The 20,204-nt window shown below is 38.5% G+C and carries 22 protein-coding genes; 20 read left to right on the top strand and 2 right to left on the bottom strand.

All coding sequences use genetic code 11. From position 1 onward, the window contains the following. Positions 1 to 4: 4 nt before the first annotated feature. Both BMMGA3_RS12170 and BMMGA3_RS12165 read right to left on the bottom strand, forming a co-directional pair. Positions 5 to 577, bottom strand: a complete 573-nt coding sequence (locus BMMGA3_RS12170) for a hypothetical protein (protein ID WP_003347616.1) — start codon at positions 575 to 577, stop codon at positions 5 to 7. Continuing rightward, positions 561 to 1,079, bottom strand: coding sequence for a type IV pilus modification PilV family protein (locus BMMGA3_RS12165; RefSeq protein ID WP_003347618.1), 519 nt, complete (start codon positions 1,077 to 1,079; stop codon positions 561 to 563). The genes BMMGA3_RS12170 and BMMGA3_RS12165 overlap by 17 nt, the downstream gene beginning before the upstream one ends. Before the next feature lie 158 nt (positions 1,080 to 1,237). Here BMMGA3_RS12165 and BMMGA3_RS12160 point away from each other — a divergent pair, with 158 nt between their 5' ends. The 20 genes from BMMGA3_RS12160 (at position 1,238) to minD (ending at position 20,198) form a co-directional block, all read left to right on the top strand. Further along, positions 1,238 to 2,590 carry a hypothetical protein gene (locus BMMGA3_RS12160; protein WP_003347620.1) on the top strand — a complete coding sequence of 451 codons (1,353 nt, stop codon included), beginning with the start codon at positions 1,238 to 1,240 and terminating at the stop codon, positions 2,588 to 2,590. Positions 2,591 to 2,633: 43 nt separating this feature from the next. After that, a complete protein-coding gene (locus tag BMMGA3_RS12155) occupies positions 2,634 to 3,419 on the top strand; it encodes a PRC-barrel domain-containing protein (RefSeq protein ID WP_003347622.1) in 786 nt (261 codons plus the stop codon). Positions 3,420 to 3,437: 18 nt separating this feature from the next. Then, positions 3,438 to 4,805 carry a G5 domain-containing protein gene (locus tag BMMGA3_RS12150; RefSeq protein WP_003347624.1) on the top strand — a complete coding sequence of 456 codons (1,368 nt, stop codon included), beginning with the start codon at positions 3,438 to 3,440 and terminating at the stop codon, positions 4,803 to 4,805. 23 nt (positions 4,806 to 4,828) lie between these two features. Next, positions 4,829 to 6,490, top strand: coding sequence for a GspE/PulE family protein (locus BMMGA3_RS12145; protein ID WP_003347625.1), 1,662 nt, complete (start codon positions 4,829 to 4,831; stop codon positions 6,488 to 6,490). A gap of 15 nt (positions 6,491 to 6,505) precedes the next feature. Continuing rightward, on the top strand, positions 6,506 to 7,546 hold the full coding sequence (locus BMMGA3_RS12140; RefSeq protein WP_003347627.1) for a type IV pilus twitching motility protein PilT: 1,041 nt from the start codon (positions 6,506 to 6,508) through the stop codon (positions 7,544 to 7,546). 1 nt (position 7,547) lies between these two features. After that, a complete protein-coding gene (locus tag BMMGA3_RS12135; protein WP_003347629.1) occupies positions 7,548 to 8,753 on the top strand; it encodes a type II secretion system F family protein in 1,206 nt (401 codons plus the stop codon). A 107-nt stretch (positions 8,754 to 8,860) separates the two neighbouring features. Further along, positions 8,861 to 9,295, top strand: a complete 435-nt coding sequence (locus BMMGA3_RS12130; RefSeq protein WP_003347631.1) for a type II secretion system protein — start codon at positions 8,861 to 8,863, stop codon at positions 9,293 to 9,295. A gap of 8 nt (positions 9,296 to 9,303) precedes the next feature. Beyond that, positions 9,304 to 10,056, top strand: a complete 753-nt coding sequence (locus BMMGA3_RS12125) for a prepilin peptidase (protein ID WP_003347633.1) — start codon at positions 9,304 to 9,306, stop codon at positions 10,054 to 10,056. A 12-nt stretch (positions 10,057 to 10,068) separates the two neighbouring features. Then, on the top strand, positions 10,069 to 11,052 hold the full coding sequence (gene pilM / locus BMMGA3_RS12120) for a type IV pilus biogenesis protein PilM (RefSeq protein ID WP_003347635.1): 984 nt from the start codon (positions 10,069 to 10,071) through the stop codon (positions 11,050 to 11,052). Between the two features lie 2 nt (positions 11,053 to 11,054). Beyond that, positions 11,055 to 11,729: a hypothetical protein gene (locus tag BMMGA3_RS12115; protein ID WP_003347637.1), complete on the top strand. Its 675-nt coding sequence runs from the start codon at positions 11,055 to 11,057 to the stop codon at positions 11,727 to 11,729. Next, complete coding sequence (locus BMMGA3_RS12110; protein ID WP_003347639.1) at positions 11,726 to 12,529, top strand: hypothetical protein; 804 nt, start codon at positions 11,726 to 11,728, stop codon at positions 12,527 to 12,529. The genes BMMGA3_RS12115 and BMMGA3_RS12110 overlap by 4 nt, the downstream gene beginning before the upstream one ends. Beyond that, on the top strand, positions 12,498 to 12,977 hold the full coding sequence (locus BMMGA3_RS12105) for a type II secretion system protein (RefSeq protein WP_003347641.1): 480 nt from the start codon (positions 12,498 to 12,500) through the stop codon (positions 12,975 to 12,977). Before BMMGA3_RS12110 ends, BMMGA3_RS12105 begins: the two co-directional genes overlap by 32 nt. Positions 12,978 to 13,094: 117 nt before the next feature. Next, entirely contained in the window at positions 13,095 to 14,138 is a 1,044-nt protein-coding gene (locus BMMGA3_RS12100; RefSeq protein WP_003347644.1) for a hypothetical protein, read from the top strand. 395 nt (positions 14,139 to 14,533) lie between these two features. After that, positions 14,534 to 15,106 (top strand): Maf family protein, encoded by a 573-nt coding sequence (locus BMMGA3_RS12095; protein WP_003347646.1) that lies wholly within the window; start codon positions 14,534 to 14,536, stop codon positions 15,104 to 15,106. 64 nt (positions 15,107 to 15,170) lie between these two features. Further along, on the top strand, positions 15,171 to 15,860 hold the full coding sequence (gene radC / locus BMMGA3_RS12090) for a RadC family protein (RefSeq protein ID WP_003347648.1): 690 nt from the start codon (positions 15,171 to 15,173) through the stop codon (positions 15,858 to 15,860). A 156-nt stretch (positions 15,861 to 16,016) separates the two neighbouring features. Continuing rightward, the gene (locus BMMGA3_RS12085) at positions 16,017 to 17,039 is read left to right on the top strand and encodes a rod shape-determining protein (RefSeq protein WP_003347649.1); all 1,023 of its coding nucleotides are present in this window, start codon (positions 16,017 to 16,019) and stop codon (positions 17,037 to 17,039) included. Between the two features lie 24 nt (positions 17,040 to 17,063). Continuing rightward, complete coding sequence (gene mreC / locus BMMGA3_RS12080) at positions 17,064 to 17,948, top strand: rod shape-determining protein MreC (RefSeq protein WP_003347650.1); 885 nt, start codon at positions 17,064 to 17,066, stop codon at positions 17,946 to 17,948. Beyond that, positions 17,945 to 18,460 carry a rod shape-determining protein MreD gene (gene mreD, locus BMMGA3_RS12075; protein WP_003347651.1) on the top strand — a complete coding sequence of 172 codons (516 nt, stop codon included), beginning with the start codon at positions 17,945 to 17,947 and terminating at the stop codon, positions 18,458 to 18,460. Before mreC ends, mreD begins: the two co-directional genes overlap by 4 nt. A 249-nt stretch (positions 18,461 to 18,709) precedes the next feature. Beyond that, complete coding sequence (minC, locus tag BMMGA3_RS12070) at positions 18,710 to 19,390, top strand: septum site-determining protein MinC (RefSeq protein WP_003347653.1); 681 nt, start codon at positions 18,710 to 18,712, stop codon at positions 19,388 to 19,390. 1 nt (position 19,391) lies between these two features. Then, positions 19,392 to 20,198 carry a septum site-determining protein MinD gene (gene minD, locus BMMGA3_RS12065; protein WP_003347654.1) on the top strand — a complete coding sequence of 269 codons (807 nt, stop codon included), beginning with the start codon at positions 19,392 to 19,394 and terminating at the stop codon, positions 20,196 to 20,198. The last annotated feature ends 6 nt before the right edge of the window (positions 20,199 to 20,204 follow it).

The following is a 20,204-nucleotide window of genomic DNA, read 5'->3' as shown; positions in this document are numbered from 1 at the left end:
CTCTCTAGAACCCAAATTCGCTTTTTAAGTGCAGAGGTTTTTCCAATCTTTTATCATCCAAATTAAAGTCAAGATGAATAATGCCGCTTTCACATTTTCCATTGTTGCCGAAGTCTTCTTTATAGCAGGTAAACGAAATTTTTGAGTCTTTAAAGTCAGCAATTCCTTCCAGGGGTGTTCCGTCAATAGTTATCTGTGTTTTTTCTTCATTATTTTGATTTGTTAAAGTGATGATTATTTTCTTTTCATTATCTTGTTTTTCTTTATTAATATCGTAAAAAAATCCGCTTTGTCCTTTTTCGAATTTTTTGATTTTTGTTTTTTGGCTATCAATAAGCTCAATACAATTTTCACCGCATCCTTTCACATAATCAAAAGGGAATGAATAAAAAGTATTCATAATCATTGTTGCAGCATAATCTGCATCGTCACGCAGCTGCCCCTCAATTTGAATCTTATTATATAATTTGATTCCGGATGAAAAAACACCGTATATAACCGGGAGAACGATCATTGTGATTGTAAAGGTTGCAAGGAGTTCATATAATGTAACCCCTTTTTCATCGAATATCTTCACTCTTCATTACCCCTTCAATCTCGGTCTCATTCACCTTGCCATTGATGACCCATTCTACTTTTACTGTAATTGGCAGAATGTAATTTCGATCGTAATCATTTTTGTTTGAATCAGCCCGAATTTTTACATAATATTTAACATTGTTAACCGTAATTGGCGAACACGATGGGCCGGGAGTATCTCCTTTCCAGAACTTTCCGTACGGATCTTCCGGATCATCTTTATCCATTGGATTGTCGCAAATCATTAATGTTAGTTCTTCTTCCGGATTCTTTTCAAACTTTTCTCGGATTTCAATAAAGCTCTCGTTTTCAATATACATCATTGCATTTCTTGCCACATTTATGGCTGCTGTTTTCTTTTGATTCATATTCGTATAGGAATATGCTTGTGTGAAAAATTTCATACAACCGATTAAAATAATTCCTAATATAGTAAGGGATGCCAGAATTTCGACTAAAGTTAATCCTTTTGAACTATACAGGATTTTTTTTAGATTCACTTTGCTCCCTTCTTTCAAAAAATCTTATATTATTATACAATACTTGTAGCCGAAATCTGTCTTAATAGGTCGAAATAAGTAAAACGTTAAAAAAACGTCAAAAATTAACAAAAACTTCTAAAAATAATTCTAATATAATAAATCGGAAGGGGTGAATCATGATTTCATATTTATTTTCTGTACTTTCACTCGTTTTTTTAGTGCCAATTCTTTATTTTTTACCCGATGGTTTTTCGAAAAAAGGGAAACTAATAGTCTTAACCATTTCTTTTTTACTATCTTCTTTTGGGCAGCTTGCTTATAGTACTTTGGAATTATGGAAAACGTTTTCTATTCTTTTCGTTCTTATCGTTTTAATAACATATATCTTAAATAAAAGAATGGGACCAACTCTGTTTGAAGCAGTTGAAGAAAAAGAGGGAATTGATCAGCTGCTAGAAGCAAATGAACTTGTGAGTTCGTTTCAATCTCGATCACATTCAGTACATATCCCGATCGAAAATGATGAATCAATAGATGTATTGGATGTTTCGAAAAATAATGAAATCGATAAGATTGAACGAAGCACTTCTTTTGAAATTAAAAATGATGAGATTAGAATATACGAATCTATTGAAAATGATGAAATTGAACATGCCGCTTCTTTTGAAAACGAACTTTTGGAAAATATCCAAGAGGATCATTTGATTGCAATAAGGAACTCAGAAATAAACGAAGAAACAATTCCTTCAGCGAATGAAGAAAAAGGGAATCTTTTTTTAGAAGATTCGTTATTATTAGGCATTGAGGAAGAAACGGCTGAAATTTACGAGAAAACAGATGATCAGATGTTTTTTGAAAAAGAAGCAGCGAGCAAGGAAAATATTGATAATGAAGCCGATTACATGGCTGAACTTGAAAAAATCATTATGGAATCTGAACGTGGACAAGAAGACCTAATAAATGAAACGATTCAGACGGAATTTCTTGAAGAACAGAAAATAGATCAAATAGAAATTTCTGATGAACCGGTATGGGAAGAAATTGACCTTGATGATGAGGAGGAACTTCCTCTAAATCATCATTTGGAGGCAATTGAGGAATCGACGAATCAAAAAAGTTTCGGAAATGAAGAAGAGCAAATGCTAGAAAATACAGCGGCGATTGAAGAAAGTGCAAGCATTCTTGCTAAAGAAGAAAAAACGTTAACACAAGAAGAACAAAAGGAACAGCTTGATGAAGAAAAGGAAAAACTGAAGCGCGAGATGTTTCAAATCATGCTCTCGCAAATTGAAATTGCGAGAAAGAAGATTGATAAGAATAAATTTGAACAATTGGTAAAAGACTATATGCACCCTGGGCTTTCATTATCTGAATATTACACGTTTGCAAGTTTGCTCATCCAGCACTATCTTTCAAATAAAGAATTTGAAAAACTAAAAAGTCTCTTAGATGATCTTGAGGAGAAATATCAAGATTTTCCAATCATACTTCAAGAAATTAAATTTTTGCAAACGCATTATTTTAATTAATGATTGAAATTTCGTGAATATAAAGGTTAGGTGTGGAAAAATCATGAAAAAAAGCACGCAAATAACAGGTTTGCCGATTATCAGCATTGCGGGCGGCCAACAAATAGGAAAAGTAAAAACTTTAGTAATAAATCCAGAAAAAGGTTCAATTGACTTTTTAACAATTGATGACGAGGATTGGCAAACAAGTGTAAAAGCAATACCGTTTAAAAAAATAGTTGGTATTGGTGATTATGCTGTGACAGTTGAAAGTGAGAGTGCAGTTATTGATCTTAATGAAATCCCAATTGCAAATCAATTGGTACATAAAAAAATTAAAATTACGAACACGAAAGTGATGACAAGAAAGTGCGAGTTGCTTGGTGAAGTTCTTGAATATTATGCAGATGAAGACAGCGGGCAAATCCTTGGTTTGGATCTTCAATTAGGAAATAGAAATGCAGTCCTTCCTTCTGAATTTGTCCTAACGTATGGAAAAGATATGATCATTGTGAAAGAGGAAGCTGTTAACGGATTTTTGGAAAGCTCCGAGCAGTTACATTCAGCTAAAGAACCTCAATCGATTACAGAAGAAGAACAAGTTATTTCGGACTTAGAAAAAGAAGCAACTGTTACTGAAAGGCTATTAGAAGATGATGAAGAAGTTCAAGTTTTAAAAGATAAGCAGATTGAACTGTTAAATGGGAAAAAAGTTACGAAGGACATTACAGATTTACAAGGAAATGTCATCATATCCAAGGGAACAGTCCTGACGAAGGAAGATATTATCAAAGCTCAGGAAGAGGGTCCAAGTGTTGTTGTCGAATTGTCAATGAACGTTGAAGCGTGATAAAAGGAGGAAACCCTTGTGAGGAATCCTCAGACAGCTAAGCTATTTCTCGTTTTGTTTTTTTGTACTGTTTTTTTATTCAGTTTTTCTCATTTTGGCGCCAAAGCATTTGATAAATTCACTTCAGAGGATACGTTTGAAAATAATACGAGGATAAGCAAAATTGACCTTTCCGGCTTATCAAAAGCTGAAGCTCTTAATCTCTTAATTAAAAAACAAAAAGAATGGTATGAAAACACTACCATAACGTTTCAATATAAAGAAATCGTTAAAAAAATGGATTTAGATTATTTTCTTTTTGACCTAAAGAGGTCAATTGATAATGTTGAAAACGGAAAGACAAACGAGCTTATTGTAAAAGTTGACGAAGAGGCTTTGCGCTCGTTTATTGAAAAATTGACGCTCAGCGAGATCCGTGCGGATGAATTTGATTATGAACGGTTCATTCATGATCTCGTCATGTTTGCCACTATGCTTGAAGAAGGGGAGCATAATATTAAGATTGATCAATATTTTTTGGCGAGCGAAAAAAATGAAATAATTTCTGAAAGTGCAATAAAAGCAGACAGAAATGTGGACCTTTTGCGGAAATGGACAGAAAAGTTCCCTTCTATTGAGATTGCTCCGCAATCACAATTTTCTATATTAAAAACCGTTAAGGAAAGAAATACTGATTTTTTTCCTTCAGAAACATTAAGTATGATTGCGACAGCGATTTATAAAACGGTTCTGCCGACAAACTTTGCCATTACCGAACGTCATATAAGCAGAGAATTGCCTTCTTATTCTGAGGCTGGGTACGAGTCAAAAATTAATCAATATAAAAATATGGATCTTGTATTTACAAATCCGAATAATGAAAAATATTTATTAGAATTTAAAATGATTGGCAATCTTTTCTATGTATCATTAAAGGGGGCATCGTTTGCCTACCAATACAATGTAAAAACAGAAGATAAACAATTTTTTAAACCAAAGACCATCATTCAATATAGTGCACAACTGCCTTTTGGCAAAAAAATAACACTTAACGAAGGAAAAGATGGTATTTTAGTGAAAGTGATTCGAGAAACCGTTGACAGAAATGGAAATGTTTTAAAAGAAGAGAAAATTTCTGAAGATTTTTATCCGCCTATTCCGAAAGTGATTAGCAGAAGCTTAATCATTGATGAATCTTCGTTAAGGAAAAATGAAAACAATGCTACTGATGAAAATACTGGACAATCACCGGAAACACCTTCCGTGTCCAAACCTGAAAATACTGATAAGCCAACGAAACCTTCTGTTCCAAAAAGCGGCAGTGTTGAAAAAACGTCAGATCAAACAGATAAAGTGAAAGAAAAGGAAAACGATTTAAGGGGAAAACCTAACGAAACTGAAAAATAAAAGGAAATAAAGCAGGGATTGTTATGAAACAAACACGTAAAAGGCTGGGAGATCTCTTAGTTGATGCAGGTTTAATAACAGAGGAACAACTGCAAACCGCTCTTAAGGAAAAGAGTAAAGACCAAAAGCTAGGGGATGCGCTTCTTCAACAGGGTTATATTACCGAACAGCAATTGATTGAAGTATTAGAGTTTCAGCTTGGAATTCCTCATGTAAGTTTATATCGTTATCCTTTTGATCCGAAGCTTTTTCACATTGTTCCAAAGGAAATCGCAAAAAGAAGCCTCATCATTCCGCTGAAGAAAGACGGGGAAAAGCTGTATATCGCTATGGCAGACCCGATGGACTTTTACACAATTGATGATTTAAGGCTTTCAACCGGCTTTCAAATCGAACCGGCAATTGCCACGAAAGATGATATTCTTCGGGCGATCAACAAGTACTACGATATGGATGAGGGGTTCGAGGAGCTGTTAACGGACGAACCGGCAGGTCAGGAAGTGGAAGAAGTAAAAATTGTTGATGAAGATTCACCAGTTGTTCGTCTCGTTAATCAGATTTTATCGACTGCCGCAGCGATGAAAGCGAGCGATATCCATATTGATCCGCAGGAGACAAAAGTCGCGATTCGCTACAGAATTGATGGTGTACTTCGAACAGAACGTGTTCTGCCAAAGCATATGCAAAGTGTTTTGACAGCAAGAATTAAAATCATGGCGAATCTTGATATAACGGAGCATCGCATTCCCCAGGACGGGCGGTTTAAGATGAATTTGGATTTTCAGCCTGTTGATTTTAGGGTATCCACACTGCCGACCGTTTATGGCGAGAAAATCGTTTTGCGCCTCTTAGATCTCAGCAGCGCATTGAATAACATTCACAATCTGGGATTTAACAAAGTAAACTTGGCCAGGTTTATTGGAATGATTGAAAAACCGAATGGGATTGTTTTGATTACCGGGCCTACCGGTTCAGGAAAATCATCCACTCTCTATGCAGCCTTGAACCGTTTAAACAGCGAAGAAGTGAATATTATTACCATTGAAGACCCTGTCGAATACCAACTCGAAGGCATAAACCAAATCCAGGTAAACCCGAATGTCGGGATGACATTTGCTAAAGGGCTCCGTGCGATTTTGCGGCAGGATCCGAATATCATTATGGTCGGGGAAATTCGCGATAAAGAAACGGTTGAAGTAGCGATTCGCGCGTCTCTAACAGGTCATCTTGTACTCAGCACATTGCACACAAATGATTCTTTAGGCTCAATAACAAGGCTATTGGATATGGGAGTCGAACCATTCCTTGTTGCTGCTTCAATAAACGGCATTGTAGCCCAGCGCCTCGTCCGAAGAGTTTGCCGAGATTGCGCGGAAACGCAGCTTCCGACTAAACGGGAGATTGAAATTTTCGGAAGACGGGGATTGAAGATTGAGAAAGTGATGCGGGGCAGAGGGTGTGCTTCTTGCAATATGACCGGTTATAAAGGAAGGATCGCCATTCATGAAGTACTTGTTGTTGATGATGACATGAGAAAAGTCATTATGAATGGAGAACCTTTTTCGAAATTAAGAGAACTTGCGATAAAAAATAAAACGATCTTTTTGATCGATGACGGCCTCTTAAAAGTGAAGCAGGGCATTACGACGACAGAAGAAGTTTTGCGTGTCGCCATCCCTGATTAGGAGTGAGTGCAAGCCATGAAAAACAAAATTGATTTATTGCTTCGTGCCGGTTTTGAATTAAAAGCTTCAGATATTCATCTTACCGTCGGGGTTCCGCCGGTCTTCCGCATTCATGGCGAATTGAAAAGATATGGAAAGGACCCGCTCGCACCTTCCGATACGGAAGGTATGGCAAGAGCAATCATTCCGGAAAATATGTGGGAACAATTTAAGAAAAAAGGAGAGCTTGATTTCTCATACGGCATTCCCGGAATTTCCCGTTTTCGAATCAATGCGTATTTTCAAAGGTCGTGCATTGCCATGGCCATTCGCATCGTTCCGACAAAAATTCCGACACTGCAGGAATTGGAACTGCCGCCTGTCCTTGCAAAAATTGCTGAAAAGCCTCAAGGGCTCGTTCTTGTCACCGGACCGACTGGGAGCGGCAAATCGACAACACTTGCAGCGATGATCAATCATATGAATCAAACGATGCGAAAACATATCATTACCCTTGAAGATCCGATTGAATATTTGCATAAGCATGGGACATGCATTATTGACCAGAGGGAAGTCGGATTTGATACAAATAATTTTGCAAACGGATTAAGGGCATCGCTCAGACAGGATCCTGATGTCATCATGGTCGGAGAAATGCGTGATCTTGAAACGATTCAAACTGCTATCACTGCAGCGGAAACAGGGCATCTTGTGTTTGGTACTCTACATACGGCTAGTGCTCCGGACACAATTAACAGAATTATCGATGTATTTCCGCCTTCCCAGCAAGCCCAAATAAGATTTCAGCTTGCATCCGTTCTTGTGGCGATCATTTCTCAACGTTTATTTCTGAAAGCAGACAAAAAAGGACGAAAAGCCGCAACTGAAATTTTACTTAACAATTCAGCAGTTGCAAATTTAATCAGAAATGAGAAGATCCACCAAATCGTCAACATCATGCAAACATCAAGAGCCCAAGGAATGCATACGCTTGCAACGAGCATAAAAGAGCTTGTTGAGTCGGGCCAAGTGTCTGCTGAAGAAACGATGCCTTATTTATTGGAAAAGGTGAATTAACATGCCTCGTTACAAATATAGCGGACGAGACCTAAAAGGGAAAAAATCAGGAATTATTACAGCTGCCTCAAAGAGAGAAGCGGTGCTTCAATTAAAACAAAAAGGCATTCGAGTTCTTGAAATGAATGAAATTCCCGAAACGTTGTGGACGAAGGAAATTACGTTCGGAAATCCGGTTAAGCTGCAGGATTTTGTCATCTATTTGCGCCAGTTTTCAACGCTGATAAAGGCAGGCGTTCCTATCGTTGAAGCCACGTCGATATTAGCGCAGCAGACAGAAAGTAAAGCGTTAAAGAAAGCGCTGATTGCGATTGAACAAGACTTGCGGGAAGGAAACCCGCTTTCAGAGGCAGCTGCCAAACATAAAAAGATTTTTTCAAGCATGTTTGTCAATATGGTTAAAGCCGGAGAAGCCGGAGGAAATATGGATGATACGCTTGAAAGATTAGCCGTCCATTTTGAGAAACAGCATTTTACAAAACAAAAAGTCGTTTCAGCGCTCGCTTATCCAATTACTGTCGGCTTGATTGCAATAGTTGTTGTTATTTTCCTATTGGTAAAGGTTGTACCGACATTTGTTCAAATGTTTAAAGATTTTGGCGGTGAACTTCCGGCAATCACAAAGTTTGTGTTGAATTCCAGTGAATTTATGCAAAAATTTTGGTGGTTGTTCATTTTATTCTTTATTGCTTGTTTTATCGGGATTGGAATGATCAGAAAGAATAAGAACACGAAGTATTATTTAGACTATTTTCTCCTTAGAATACCGATTTACGGGAAAATGCTTCAAAAAGCGGCCTTGGCAAGAATGACAAGAACGCTCAGTTCGCTTTTTGCAAGCTCAGTGCCGATTCTTCAAGCCATCACAATTGTTGAAAACATTGTCGAAAATGAAGTAATCGCAAGAGTGCTCCGCCAATCACGTGAATCTCTTGAACAGGGAAAATCACTGACAGAACCGATGCGAAAACATTGGGCTTTTCCGCCATTAGTTTCGCAAATGATCGTGATCGGAGAAGAATCGGGATCACTTGATGCAATGCTTGCAAAAGTGGCTGACTTTTATGAACGGGAAGTTGAAACTACCACCGATCGATTAAAGTCACTGATTGAACCATTAATGATCGTCTTTCTTGCAAGTATAGTCGGAACAATTGTGACATCGATCATGGTCCCAATGTTCGAGATATATCAACATGTTGGCTAATATTTTTACAAATTTTTAACAGATTCACCTTTATATGCTTTAGAATTCTAGTATAATAGTGTCAAAGAATGATTTAGTTCAAAAATACTATGGAAAGGGAGATAGTTATGCTGCAAAAACTAGGGAAAAGATTAAAAGATCAGAAGGGGTTAACGTTAATTGAGCTTTTGGCGGTAATCGTTATTTTGGGGATTATCGCAGCAATTGCGATTCCGAGTATTGGTGGGATTATTCAAAAATCAAGAGAAGATGGAGTTAAATCTGACGCCATTCAAGTCCTTAATGCGGCTAAAACGTATGTTGCTGCTAATGGAATACCGACACAACCGTTAACAGCTTCTGATTTGAAAAATTATGTAGATGATCCAAATTTAGATAGTAATTATACAGTTACAGTTACTTCAGATGGATCATCAACAACTTTTAAATTAAATGCAACTAAAAAAGTAGGTAATGTAACTCTGACCTTCAATAATGCAACAATTAAGGATATTGACGCAGATAAAGGTAAAGGTGATAGAACTATCGGGTCAGGATCATAAAGAGAAAAATGAGCTTTTTATATATTTATATCTTAATTAGTAGTTTATTGTTAGGCTCCTTCTTCAACGTCGTCGGCCTTCGGGTGCCGTTAAAGCAATCCATCGTCAAACCGCGCTCACATTGTCCGAGCTGCGGCTATACGTTAGGACCGTTTGAACTCATACCAGTTGTTTCCTATGTTATACAAGGGGGGAAATGCAGACGCTGCAAGGCGTCTATTTCTCCATTATATCCATTCGTAGAACTGATGACAGGAGTCTTATTTGTCTTTGCTCCGTTTGCCATCGGATGGACTTCCGAGCTCTTTATCGCTTGGACGCTTATTTCTCTTTTTGTTATCGTTTTTGTTTCAGATGTAAAATATATGATTATCCCAGATAAAGTCCTGCTTGTATTTGCAGTGATTTTTTTATTAGAGCGGATTTTCCTGCCGCTCACCCCGTGGTGGGATTCAATTGCGGGTGCTGCTTGCGGCTTTTGCTTGTTGCTTTTAATTGCAGTTATCAGCAACGGCGGCATGGGCGGCGGAGACATTAAATTATTTGCTGTTATCGGCTTTGCGCTTGGAACAAAACTCGTTCTACTTTCCTTCTTCTTTGCAACACTATTTGGCGCCGTTTTTGGCCTCGCAGGGCGGTTGACCGGAAAGCTTGAAAAAAGAAAACCAATCCCTTTTGGCCCATTTATTGGACTTGGAACTCTGTGTGCCTATTTTTATGGCGAGACAATCATCTACTGGTATTTAAATTCTTTCATTTAGGGAGTTTTCATCATGGGAATGCTTTTTCAGTTCGGCAATAAACGGACAATTAATTTAATAATAAAAGATTATGTCATTCGGTTTACCGAACTAAAACAAGCCCATCCGCCTGTCGTTTCCCGATGGGGTGAACGTTTTTTGCCGCCGGGAATAATAAAAGGCGGCAAAATACAAGATTTTGAGATGTTGGAATCGATACTCGAAGAATGTGTCGAAGACTGGAAAATTGCGAAAAGGCCGATTCGTTTTCTCGTACCGGATCAATTTGTAGTCATCCGAAAGATTTCAATCCCTGCTGATATTAAAGATGATGAAATAAAAGGGTATTTATATATGGAGCTTGGAATGAGCATCCATTTGCCGTTTGAAGACCCTGTCTTTGATTTTTATCCAATTGGCAGTCCGGATCAAAAGAAACGAGATCTTCTCTTGTTTGCGGTACCGGAAAACATTGTAACCGACTATGCCGTTTTGTTTGAAAATATAAAATTAAAACCTGTTGCAGCGGATATCTCTTGTTTAGCCTTATACAGATTGTATTTTAATCAAGAAAACCAGAGCAAAAATGAAAATTTAATGATGATGCAAATCGATTTGCATGCCGTCAATATAAGCATATTTCAGGCACATCTTCCGGTTTTTATGAGGAATTTGCAATTGGATATTGATCTATCAAAATGGGATTATTTCTCTTCTGATGAGTACAGTTATAACGGCGACCGCTCGGAAGTGTTGATTCCTCTCGAAGACATTTATAAAGAAGCAGAAAAAGTCATGAATTTTTACCGCTATACTCTTAACCAAGGAAATCGGCAAATTACAAAAATACTGGTTGATGGGGACCATCCATGGATTGAGGAAATTTATAAAGAAATCAAAGTGCGCTTTGAGATCCCGACTGTAACAATCGAGAGCCAGAAAATTGAGGCCGGACCGGAAAACAGAGCAGTTTCTCCATTTCACTTAAACATCGGTTTAGGACTAAAAGAGGTGTAAGCATGCTAGTTGAGATCAACCTCCTTCCCAAAAAAGAACCGAGAAACCTGTCTTTTTTTATTGTCTTAGGCACATTCATAGGATTGGTCCTTATCGGTGCCTCCCTTTTTTTCTGGCAAATGAACGTAAAAAAACAGGAACTAGAAAATGTAGAAAACAAAATTCAATTATCGAATGAAATTTTGGAAGCTGAAAGAACAAAACTCGCTGAATTCCAGTCCTCTAACTCAGTGCAGGAACTCGAAAATGCCATTAAATGGGCTAAAGAGCAGCCGTATAATATTGTTTATGTTATGCAAAAGCTAACGAAAGTACTTCCGGAAAGAGGTTTTATTACCGAATTTAAATTGGAAGAGGGAAACAAAATCACCCAAGTCGTCCAATTTGATACGAAAAGCGATGCAGCTTATTATTTGAACGCTTTGTTGAATTATAAATGGATCGATGAGGCGGTCATTACAGATGAAAAAGCAGGGGACTGGGAAATTATTAATAACAATACGAATTTTTCAGACGATCAAATAAAAGAATTAGCAAAAAAAGAATATTTCCCGCGTTATTATGCCAAATATGAACTGAGGTTAAATGCCGCTGAACTGAAAAAAGCATATAAATTAGAAAAGGAAAAATCAGCGAATCGAAATCATGTCGAAGAGGAAGGGGGAGACACCCCATGAATCTTCACCTCTCTAAAATGCAAATATTGCTAATAATCCTTGCATTTTTTCTATTCATCTCTATTTTTACTGGAAGTTATTATCTGTATTTGGCGCCAATAATACAAAAGATTGATAGAGATAAAGCAGACCTAAAAATGTTGAATCAGCAAACAGCAATCATTGAAAGCCGGTTAAACCAAGTCAAAGAGAATACAGTGTTAAGCACGATGGAGCTTCAAAAGCAAGTGCCGGTTAAACGGCTTTTAGACCAATTGCTGCTTGATATTGATAAAGCGGAAATCGTTTCTGATACATATATTAGCGAAATTAAATTAGACGGGACAGAAGCTGATGAAACGATCAAAAGCACTGGGAATAATTCTCGCGAGGCGACAGAGAATCATGCCGATGCAAACAATAATGACCTGAATAAAGATGAGAATAATGAAGCATCCTCTTCAAGCAAAGATGCAGCATTGCCAAATGGCATAAAGAAAACAACGATTACCATTATGGCTGAAGCCGATACGTATTTCGAAATGGAAAAGTTTATTGATTCTCTTCAATCTTTGCAGCGAATTGTCAAAGTAGAGGGCTTAAGTTTCACTGCACCAAAAGAGATCTATAAGGTAGGCCAAGATCAAAAACCGATTGAATTTGAACTAACAATTGCAGCCTATTATTATCCAAAACTTGAAGATTTGCAAAAAGAATTGCCGCCATTGGATACACCGAGAATATCCAACAAGAAAAATCCATTCAGCGGATTTTCGGATGTGGATAAAGATGAAAAAAATAACAAAGATGGTCAACCGTAAGAATTGCGGAAGCATTCTTAATGACAAGGGGATGACCCTAATTGAACTTTTAGCAATTATTGTGATCCTCGGGATCATTTCCGCTATCGCTGGTATGGTTATAACGAAGGTAATTCAAAATACGAGAGACAGAGCGTTTGTGGCGAATGCCCTTGCCATGAAGGAAGCGGCAACTTACTATATCAGGCAGGAAATTGCTGAAGGTCACAATCCAAAAGAAAGAATTTCATATAAAGAGTTAGCTGACCGACAATTTATTGACAGTATTATTGATCCTGATAGCGGTAACTTTTTGCAGCCATCGGAAGAGTCGTATGTAGAAATCATCGGAACTCGGGTTGCTGCTGTTTGTCTGAAAGGAGAAAAAAGAAATCTATGCTCCAAAAACGGTCCGGATAAAGCAATACCGATTGAGGAGCTGTCCGCAGATTTGATTTCATCAAACTAGCAAAAAATTTGACGAAATCATTCGATAACAAGACGACAAAAGTCTTGTTATTTTTTTTTGCCTATATGATAGGATGTAACAAAATAGAACGGATGAATGATGATGGGAGGATGGAAAGTGGACAAACGAGAAAAGGGGCAGACGATTACGATCAAAATAAACGGGAAAGACCGGCCGTTTAAAGAGGGTCATTCAGAGGACGCTGAAACAAATAGAAAGACTGGAAATAACATTCGTTTGGACAAGGATAAATACGCAGTGAGAAATGAAACGGCAGCTGCTGAGGAGCCTTTGGAAGAGAGTTTTGATTGGATCCTTCCTGAATTGTCTGATGAACCAAACGTGATAAAAATCACAGATCAGGCAAAAAAGAATCAGAGCAAAGGTTGGAGCGGAATCACAAATCGAAAAAACAAAGAATCTCGAGGTATTTTCACCTCTATCTTTTTTTCTGTTTTTCTTGCAATCCTATTAGGTGTTAGCTTTGGTCTTATGTTATTAAAGCCCGTTATTACCGAAAATACAGCAGTAAAATTGAAAGAGCCTAGTCCGGCAGCCGATAATGTAAAGCCTGCAAGCGGAACTGTTTCGACAAGCGTGCCGCCGATTTCTTCTTTTATTGTCCAGGGAGGTGTCTTTTCAACGAGTAAAGCAGCGGAGTCAGTGAAATCAGCGGTTGAACAAAAAGGGGTTCCTGCCCAAATCGTTAGTATGAACGGGCAATTTATCCTTTATTTAAGTGTGGCTGACAGTATGGAAAATGCAAAGGAAATTGGCAGCATGTTAAAAAAGAGCGGGTTAGAAGTTTTTGCAAAGCAGATTAATATTGGCGGCAATGAATTGAGAGGCCTGCAAGAAGCAGAGAGAAAGCTTCTTGAGTCAGCTCCTGCTATCTATGAAACACTTTCGGCAGCCGCAACAGAAGCCTCACTGACCAATTCAATCTCTCAAGCAACAGCTGAAAGCTGTTCTAAGCAAGGAGATATGCTTTTACAAATAGAAGGCACCGCGCTCAAAAATGAAAAAGTTAAAATAGTCCAAAGCAATCTTGTAAAGGCAGTTGAGAAAGCAAAAATGATTCAAAAATCCCCTGAACGAGAAGCAGTAAACGAACTGCAAAATGATCTCCTTTCCTTTCTCGCTGTCTATCAAAGCCTATAATAAAATTCTATCAACATTTTTGGCCAGCATTCCTCAAAAGCAAGATATTTTAATGCATATTTTCTGGGAAATAAGACAAATTATCAGAGTCTGTGTGAATATCATTCGACAGGCTCTTTTGTTTTTGTGGAAAAGGGGCGGAGCTGTGCTATCAAAAAATGAAGTGTAAATCAGTTTGAGCAACAACCTTTTTTATCAATGTAAATAGTTAGAGCTTGGCTTCGCTCACACCGCCTTATTATCCATGATAGGGTTAAGAGTATATAACTCATGTTTGTTTTTTATGAAAAAATCTTTTATATCATAAAGGTTATAAATTGTTTGATAAGGAAAAGTTTGGTACGATATTCTTGTATCTCCCCAATTGATTCAATTGTAAAGGTAAGGTGATTTTTATGCAGCACCTCATTTTAGCCTCATCATCTCCACGGCGAAAAGAACTTCTTGAAAATCTTCACTTAACCTTTGAAATCTCCAGCAGCGAAGTGGATGAAAGCTATGATCCAGGTATGAAACCGGAAGAGATTGTAATGGAATTGGCGTTTCGAAAAGCAAGCTTTGTTGCTGAGAAAAATCCTTCTTCATTTGTAATTGGATCCGATACCATTGTTGTTGCCAAAGGACAGGTCCTCGGTAAACCGCAAACGAAGGAAGAAGCTTACGGAATGCTGAAGTTGTTGTCCGGCAGAACTCATTCTGTGTTTACAGGAGTAGCAATTGTCGCTCCTGAAAAAAACGTAACATTTTTTGAAAAAACAGATGTGACATTTTGGGAGTTGACCGATGAGGAAATCAAAGCTTACATCAGTTCCGGGGAACCGTTTGATAAGGCAGGAGCCTATGGAATTCAGGGGTTTGGAAGCATGCTCGTTAAACAAATCAGAGGAGATTATTTCACTGTAGTCGGCCTGCCGGTGTCAAGAACGGTTCGGGAACTTCGAAAGGCAGGATATTCGCTGCCTTATTAGAAACTTTCACAGCAAAAATCAAATCCTCGGAAGCTCCCTTTGACACATGAAGGGAGGAATGAACATGGAAACACAGTCTTTAATGATTCGAGATTTTCCTGAAGATGAACGGCCCCGGGAGCGCTTTATCCAGAGCGGACCGGAAAGTTTATCTAATCATGAATTATTGGCGATTTTATTGAGGACTGGTACGAAGCATGAGTCGGTATTGCAGTTAGCAAACCGCCTGTTAACTCATTTTGAGGGGTTAAGGCTCCTTAAAGATGCGACGCTAGAAGAGATAACGGAAATTAAGGGAATTGGAAAAGCGAAAGCGATTCAAGTTCTAGCTGCTGTTGAAATTGGCCGAAGAATTTCCAATCTTTGTTATGATGAACGTTATGTCATCCGTTCTCCGGAAGACGGGGCAAGATACTTAATGAATGATATGAGGTTTCTGTCACAGGAGCACTTCGTTTGTTTGTATTTAAACACTAAAAATCAGGTGCTTCATAAACAAACTATTTTTATTGGGAGTTTGAATGCATCGATCGTCCATCCGCGGGAAGTATTTAAAGAGGCATTCCGCAGGTCTGCAGTATCAATCATTTGCGCCCACAATCATCCTTCGGGCGATCCAACTCCAAGCAGAGAGGATATTGAGGTCACAAAACGGCTTGGCGAGTGTGGAAAAATTATTGGAATAGACCTGCTCGATCATTTAGTGATCGGAGAAAATAAATACGTAAGTTTAAAGGAAAAAGGTTATTTATGACACTATGATTTTAATTGACGTTGAGATATAATATTGTTTATGATTTTTGATGGCTGCCAGCAGTAAATTAACCATTATAACCAACAATCAAGAAAATAATTCTTTATAAATCGCCTTATTTTATTTTGCAAAAGTATCAGAAAGGGAGATACAATTATGTTTGGAATTGGGACAAGAGATCTTGGAATTGATTTAGGTACAGCCAATACCCTTGTATATATAAAAGGGAAAGGAATTGTTGTCAGAGAACCTTCCGTTGTTGCAATACAAACGGACACAAAGCAAATTGTTGCGGTCGGAAATGATGCGAAAAACATGATAGGCAGGACCCCGGGCAATGTTGTGGCTCTCCGGCCGATGAAAGACGGCGTAATAGCTGACTTTGAGACAACTGCGACAATGATGAAATATTACATTAAACAAGCATTAAAAAACAAGGGCTTTTTTGCGGGAAAGCCATATATCATGATTTGTGTTCCATCCGGTATTACTGCTGTTGAAGAACGTGCAGTTATTGATGCAACTCGCCAGGCCGGGGCACGTGATGCTTTTACAATTGAAGAACCATTTGCGGCGGCAATTGGCGCTAATCTTCCAGTCTGGGAACCTACAGGAAGCATGGTTGTTGATATCGGCGGCGGAACGACAGAAGTGGCGATCATCTCTTTAGGAGGAATTGTTACAAGCCAATCTATCCGCGTTGCCGGTGATGAAATGGATGAAGCGATCATGAACTATATCCGTAAAAATTACAACTTGATGATTGGGGAGCGTACTGCAGAAACAATTAAAGTAGAAATCGGTTCTGCCGGAGATCCGGTTGGAATTGAAAACATGGAAATCCGCGGCCGGGACTTGTTGACAGGGCTGCCAAAAACGATTGAAATTACTGCTGAAGAAATTGCAAATGCTTTGCACGATACAGTTTATGCGATTGTTGATGCTGTAAAAGTTACACTTGAAAAAACCCCGCCGGAATTAGCAGCCGATATCATGGACCGAGGCATTGTACTGACAGGCGGCGGGGCTTTGCTAAGCAATTTGGACAAGGTTATCAGCGAGGAAACAAAAATGCCTGTCTTGATTGCAGAAAATCCGCTCGATTGTGTGGCAATTGGAACTGGTAAAGCTCTTGACCATATTGATTTATTTAAAAACAAAGTGAAGGATTCTCGCTAATGCGAATAAACAGAGGTGTAAATCATGCCACAGTTCTTCCTGAATAAAAGACTGATTGTGTTACTTGTCAGCATCATTATTCTCGTGGCATTGATTGGGTTTTCTTTAAGGGATCGAAAACAACTCACCTGGCCGGAACAGCTAATTAAAGATACAACCGGCTGGGTTCAATCCCTTGTATCGAGGCCAGCACAATCTATTGCCGGTTTTATTGAAAATTTGCATGATTTGCAAAATACATACAACGAAAATAAACAGTTAAAAGCACGACTTGATGATTTGGCCCGACTGGAAGCAGAAGTACATGAGTTAACGAAAGAAAATGAAGAGTTAAAAGATATACTTGGAAAAAAAGATTCTTTGCGGGACTATGACCCTGCTCAGGCTACTGTTATCGCAAGGAACCCTGATCGCTGGTATGACTTATTGATTATTGATAAAGGTGAAACAGATGGTATTAAAGCCAATATGGCTGTTATTACATCCAAAGGGCTGATCGGAAAAGTAAAAAGTGTGAGCAAGTTCACATCGACTGTACAGCTTCTAAGTGCAATGGACCCTAATAATCGCGTTTCAGCGGTTGTTCAGGGTGAAAAAGATTTTTACGGCTTTATTGAAGGGTATGACGAAAAGAAAAAATTATTATTGCTTAAACGAATCCCTTATGATGCGAAAATTAAGAAAGGCCAAAATGTAATTACTTCCGGTTTGGGCGGCGTTTTTCCTAGATTGCTGCCAATCGGAAAAGTAGTCGATGTCGTTCCCGATCAATACGGCTTGACACAAACAGCTTATGTGAAACCATCAGCTAATCTTTATGATATTAATCATGTGATGGTTGTGAAAAGAAAGATGAAGCAGCCCGATGTAAGTAATATTGTTGATAATCAAGAGGAGGAGGACCTGTGAACCGATTCCTTCTTCCTGTGATGCTGGCAGCATTTTTTGTTATTGAAAGTGTTTTTGTCCAACTGTTGCCTGCAGAAATTTTTAACAGTGACCGTATTTTAGTTCCCCGTTTTTTAATCATTGCCATTTTTTTCTTAACGATTTATGGAAGTAAAAAATACGGGATCATTTATGGATTTGTTTTCGGGCTTTTATATGATGTGTTTTATACGGAAATCTTGGGCTTCTATTTGTTCTTTTTTCCGCTGACGGCTTACTTAGTGTCCAAAATGATGAAGGTTCTCCAAACGAATATTGTGATCGTAACAATTGTATCGGTCATTGGAGTGGCCTTGCTTGAACTGGGAGCATACGAGATGAATTTATTAATTCATCGAACCGATATGAGCTTTTCCCATTTTGCTTCATTAAGGCTTCTTCCTACTATTGTTTTAAATCTTGCATTTTCGATTATTGCTGCTTACCCTTTAAAGAGACTATATGAAAAATTTGCGGAGCATCTGACAGAATGAGACTATGAATTTTATTTCTTTTTCATAAGGTGAGGGTGCTCCAAAAGACCTTCTTTTCTGATATAAAAAGAGGAAAAAAAGCAGTTTCTGTCGAATTGTTATTAAAAGAACAGGGAATGGGCTTTTTTGGTTATACAAAAAGCCACCCGGCTGTGGTGGCTGAAGAACTGCTTCCTCGCCGATTGTTTTATTTTTGTCGGGGCTAAGCAAAGCGCTTTTCGCTTTCTAATTTGAGGTGAACATCCTGCTATGAAAAAACTACAAAATGTGACGATTAAAGGAACCAAGTCCGGTTTAACCCTCTACTTGGATGATTCCTGTTCTTATGCAGAATTGAAGAAGGAACTGAATGAGAAGCTTTCTGTTGCGTACCGGGCTAATGAGGACCGCCAGCTTATTTCGGTAAAAGTAAAAGTTGGGAATCGATATTTAACGGAGGAACAAAAAGCAGAAATAAAAGAAATTATTCGCCATAAAAAAAATCTTGTCGTCGAAGACATTGAAACTAATGTAATGACGATTGAAGAAGCTGAACGCTTAAAAGCGGAAAGTGAAATTGTGTCTGTCGCAAAAATAATTCGCTCTGGACAAGTCCTTGAGGTTCCGGGGGATCTTCTCTTGATAGGAGATGTGAACCCGGGGGGAACCGTAATGGCTGGAGGAAATATTTTTATCATGGGTGCCTTAAAAGGAATTGCCCATGCCGGCTGTTTAGGAAACAAGCAGGCAATCATTGCGGCATGTGTTATGAAACCATCCCAGCTCCGGATCAGTGATTGCATCAACCGTGCACCTGATCACTATCCTGAAGAAGAACCCCGGGAAATGGAATGTGCATACATAGATGAAAACAATCAAATTGTCGTTGATAGATTACAAGCGTTAATGCATCTCAGACCAGAGTTAACAAGATTGGAAGGGGGACGCTAATATGGGAGAAGCAATAGTAGTGACATCGGGCAAAGGCGGAGTCGGAAAGACAACAACTTCAGCGAACCTGGGGACGGCTTTGGCACTTCAAGGCAAACGTGTATGTCTTATAGATACAGATATTGGCCTTCGGAACTTAGATGTGGTTATGGGGCTTGAAAACCGGATTATTTATGATCTTGTTGATGTTGTAGAGGGCAGATGCAAGATTCATCAGGCCCTTGTAAAAGATAAGCGTTTTGAAGATTTGTTATTTCTGCTTCCTGCAGCACAAACAAGTGATAAATCAGCTGTTACTCCAGAGCAGATGAAGACATTAGTAATGGAACTAAAACAAAACTATGACTATATTATAATCGATTGCCCTGCTGGAATTGAACAAGGTTATAAAAATGCTGTAGCAGGTGCAGACAAAGCTATTGTTGTTACCACTCCTGAAGTGTCAGCTGTAAGGGATGCAGACCGCATTATCGGTTTATTAGAAAAAGAAGAAAATATAGAACCGCCGAAATTAATAATCAACCGTATTCGTAAACATATGATGAAAAATGGAGACATGCTGGATGTGGATGAAATTACAACTCATCTGTCTATCGATTTACTCGGGATTGTCGCCGATGATGAAGAAGTAATTAAAGCTTCCAATCATGGGGAGCCGATTGCCCTTAATCCAAACAGCAAAGCTTCTATAGCATTTCGGAACATTGCACGTCGGATTTTAGGTGAATCTGTTCCTCTTCAACCGTTAGAAGAAGAAAGCAAAAGCGTCTTCTTAAAGATCAAGAAATTCTTCGGGGTTCGTTCATAATCGCAG

The sequence above is a fragment of the Bacillus methanolicus MGA3 genome (assembly GCF_000724485.1).
In the GTDB taxonomy this organism is placed as follows: domain Bacteria; phylum Bacillota; class Bacilli; order Bacillales; family Cytobacillaceae; genus Bacillus_Z; species Bacillus_Z methanolicus_A.
The sequence above is the reverse complement of the archived record's forward strand: the minus strand, read 5'-3'. Positions and strand labels throughout refer to the sequence as shown.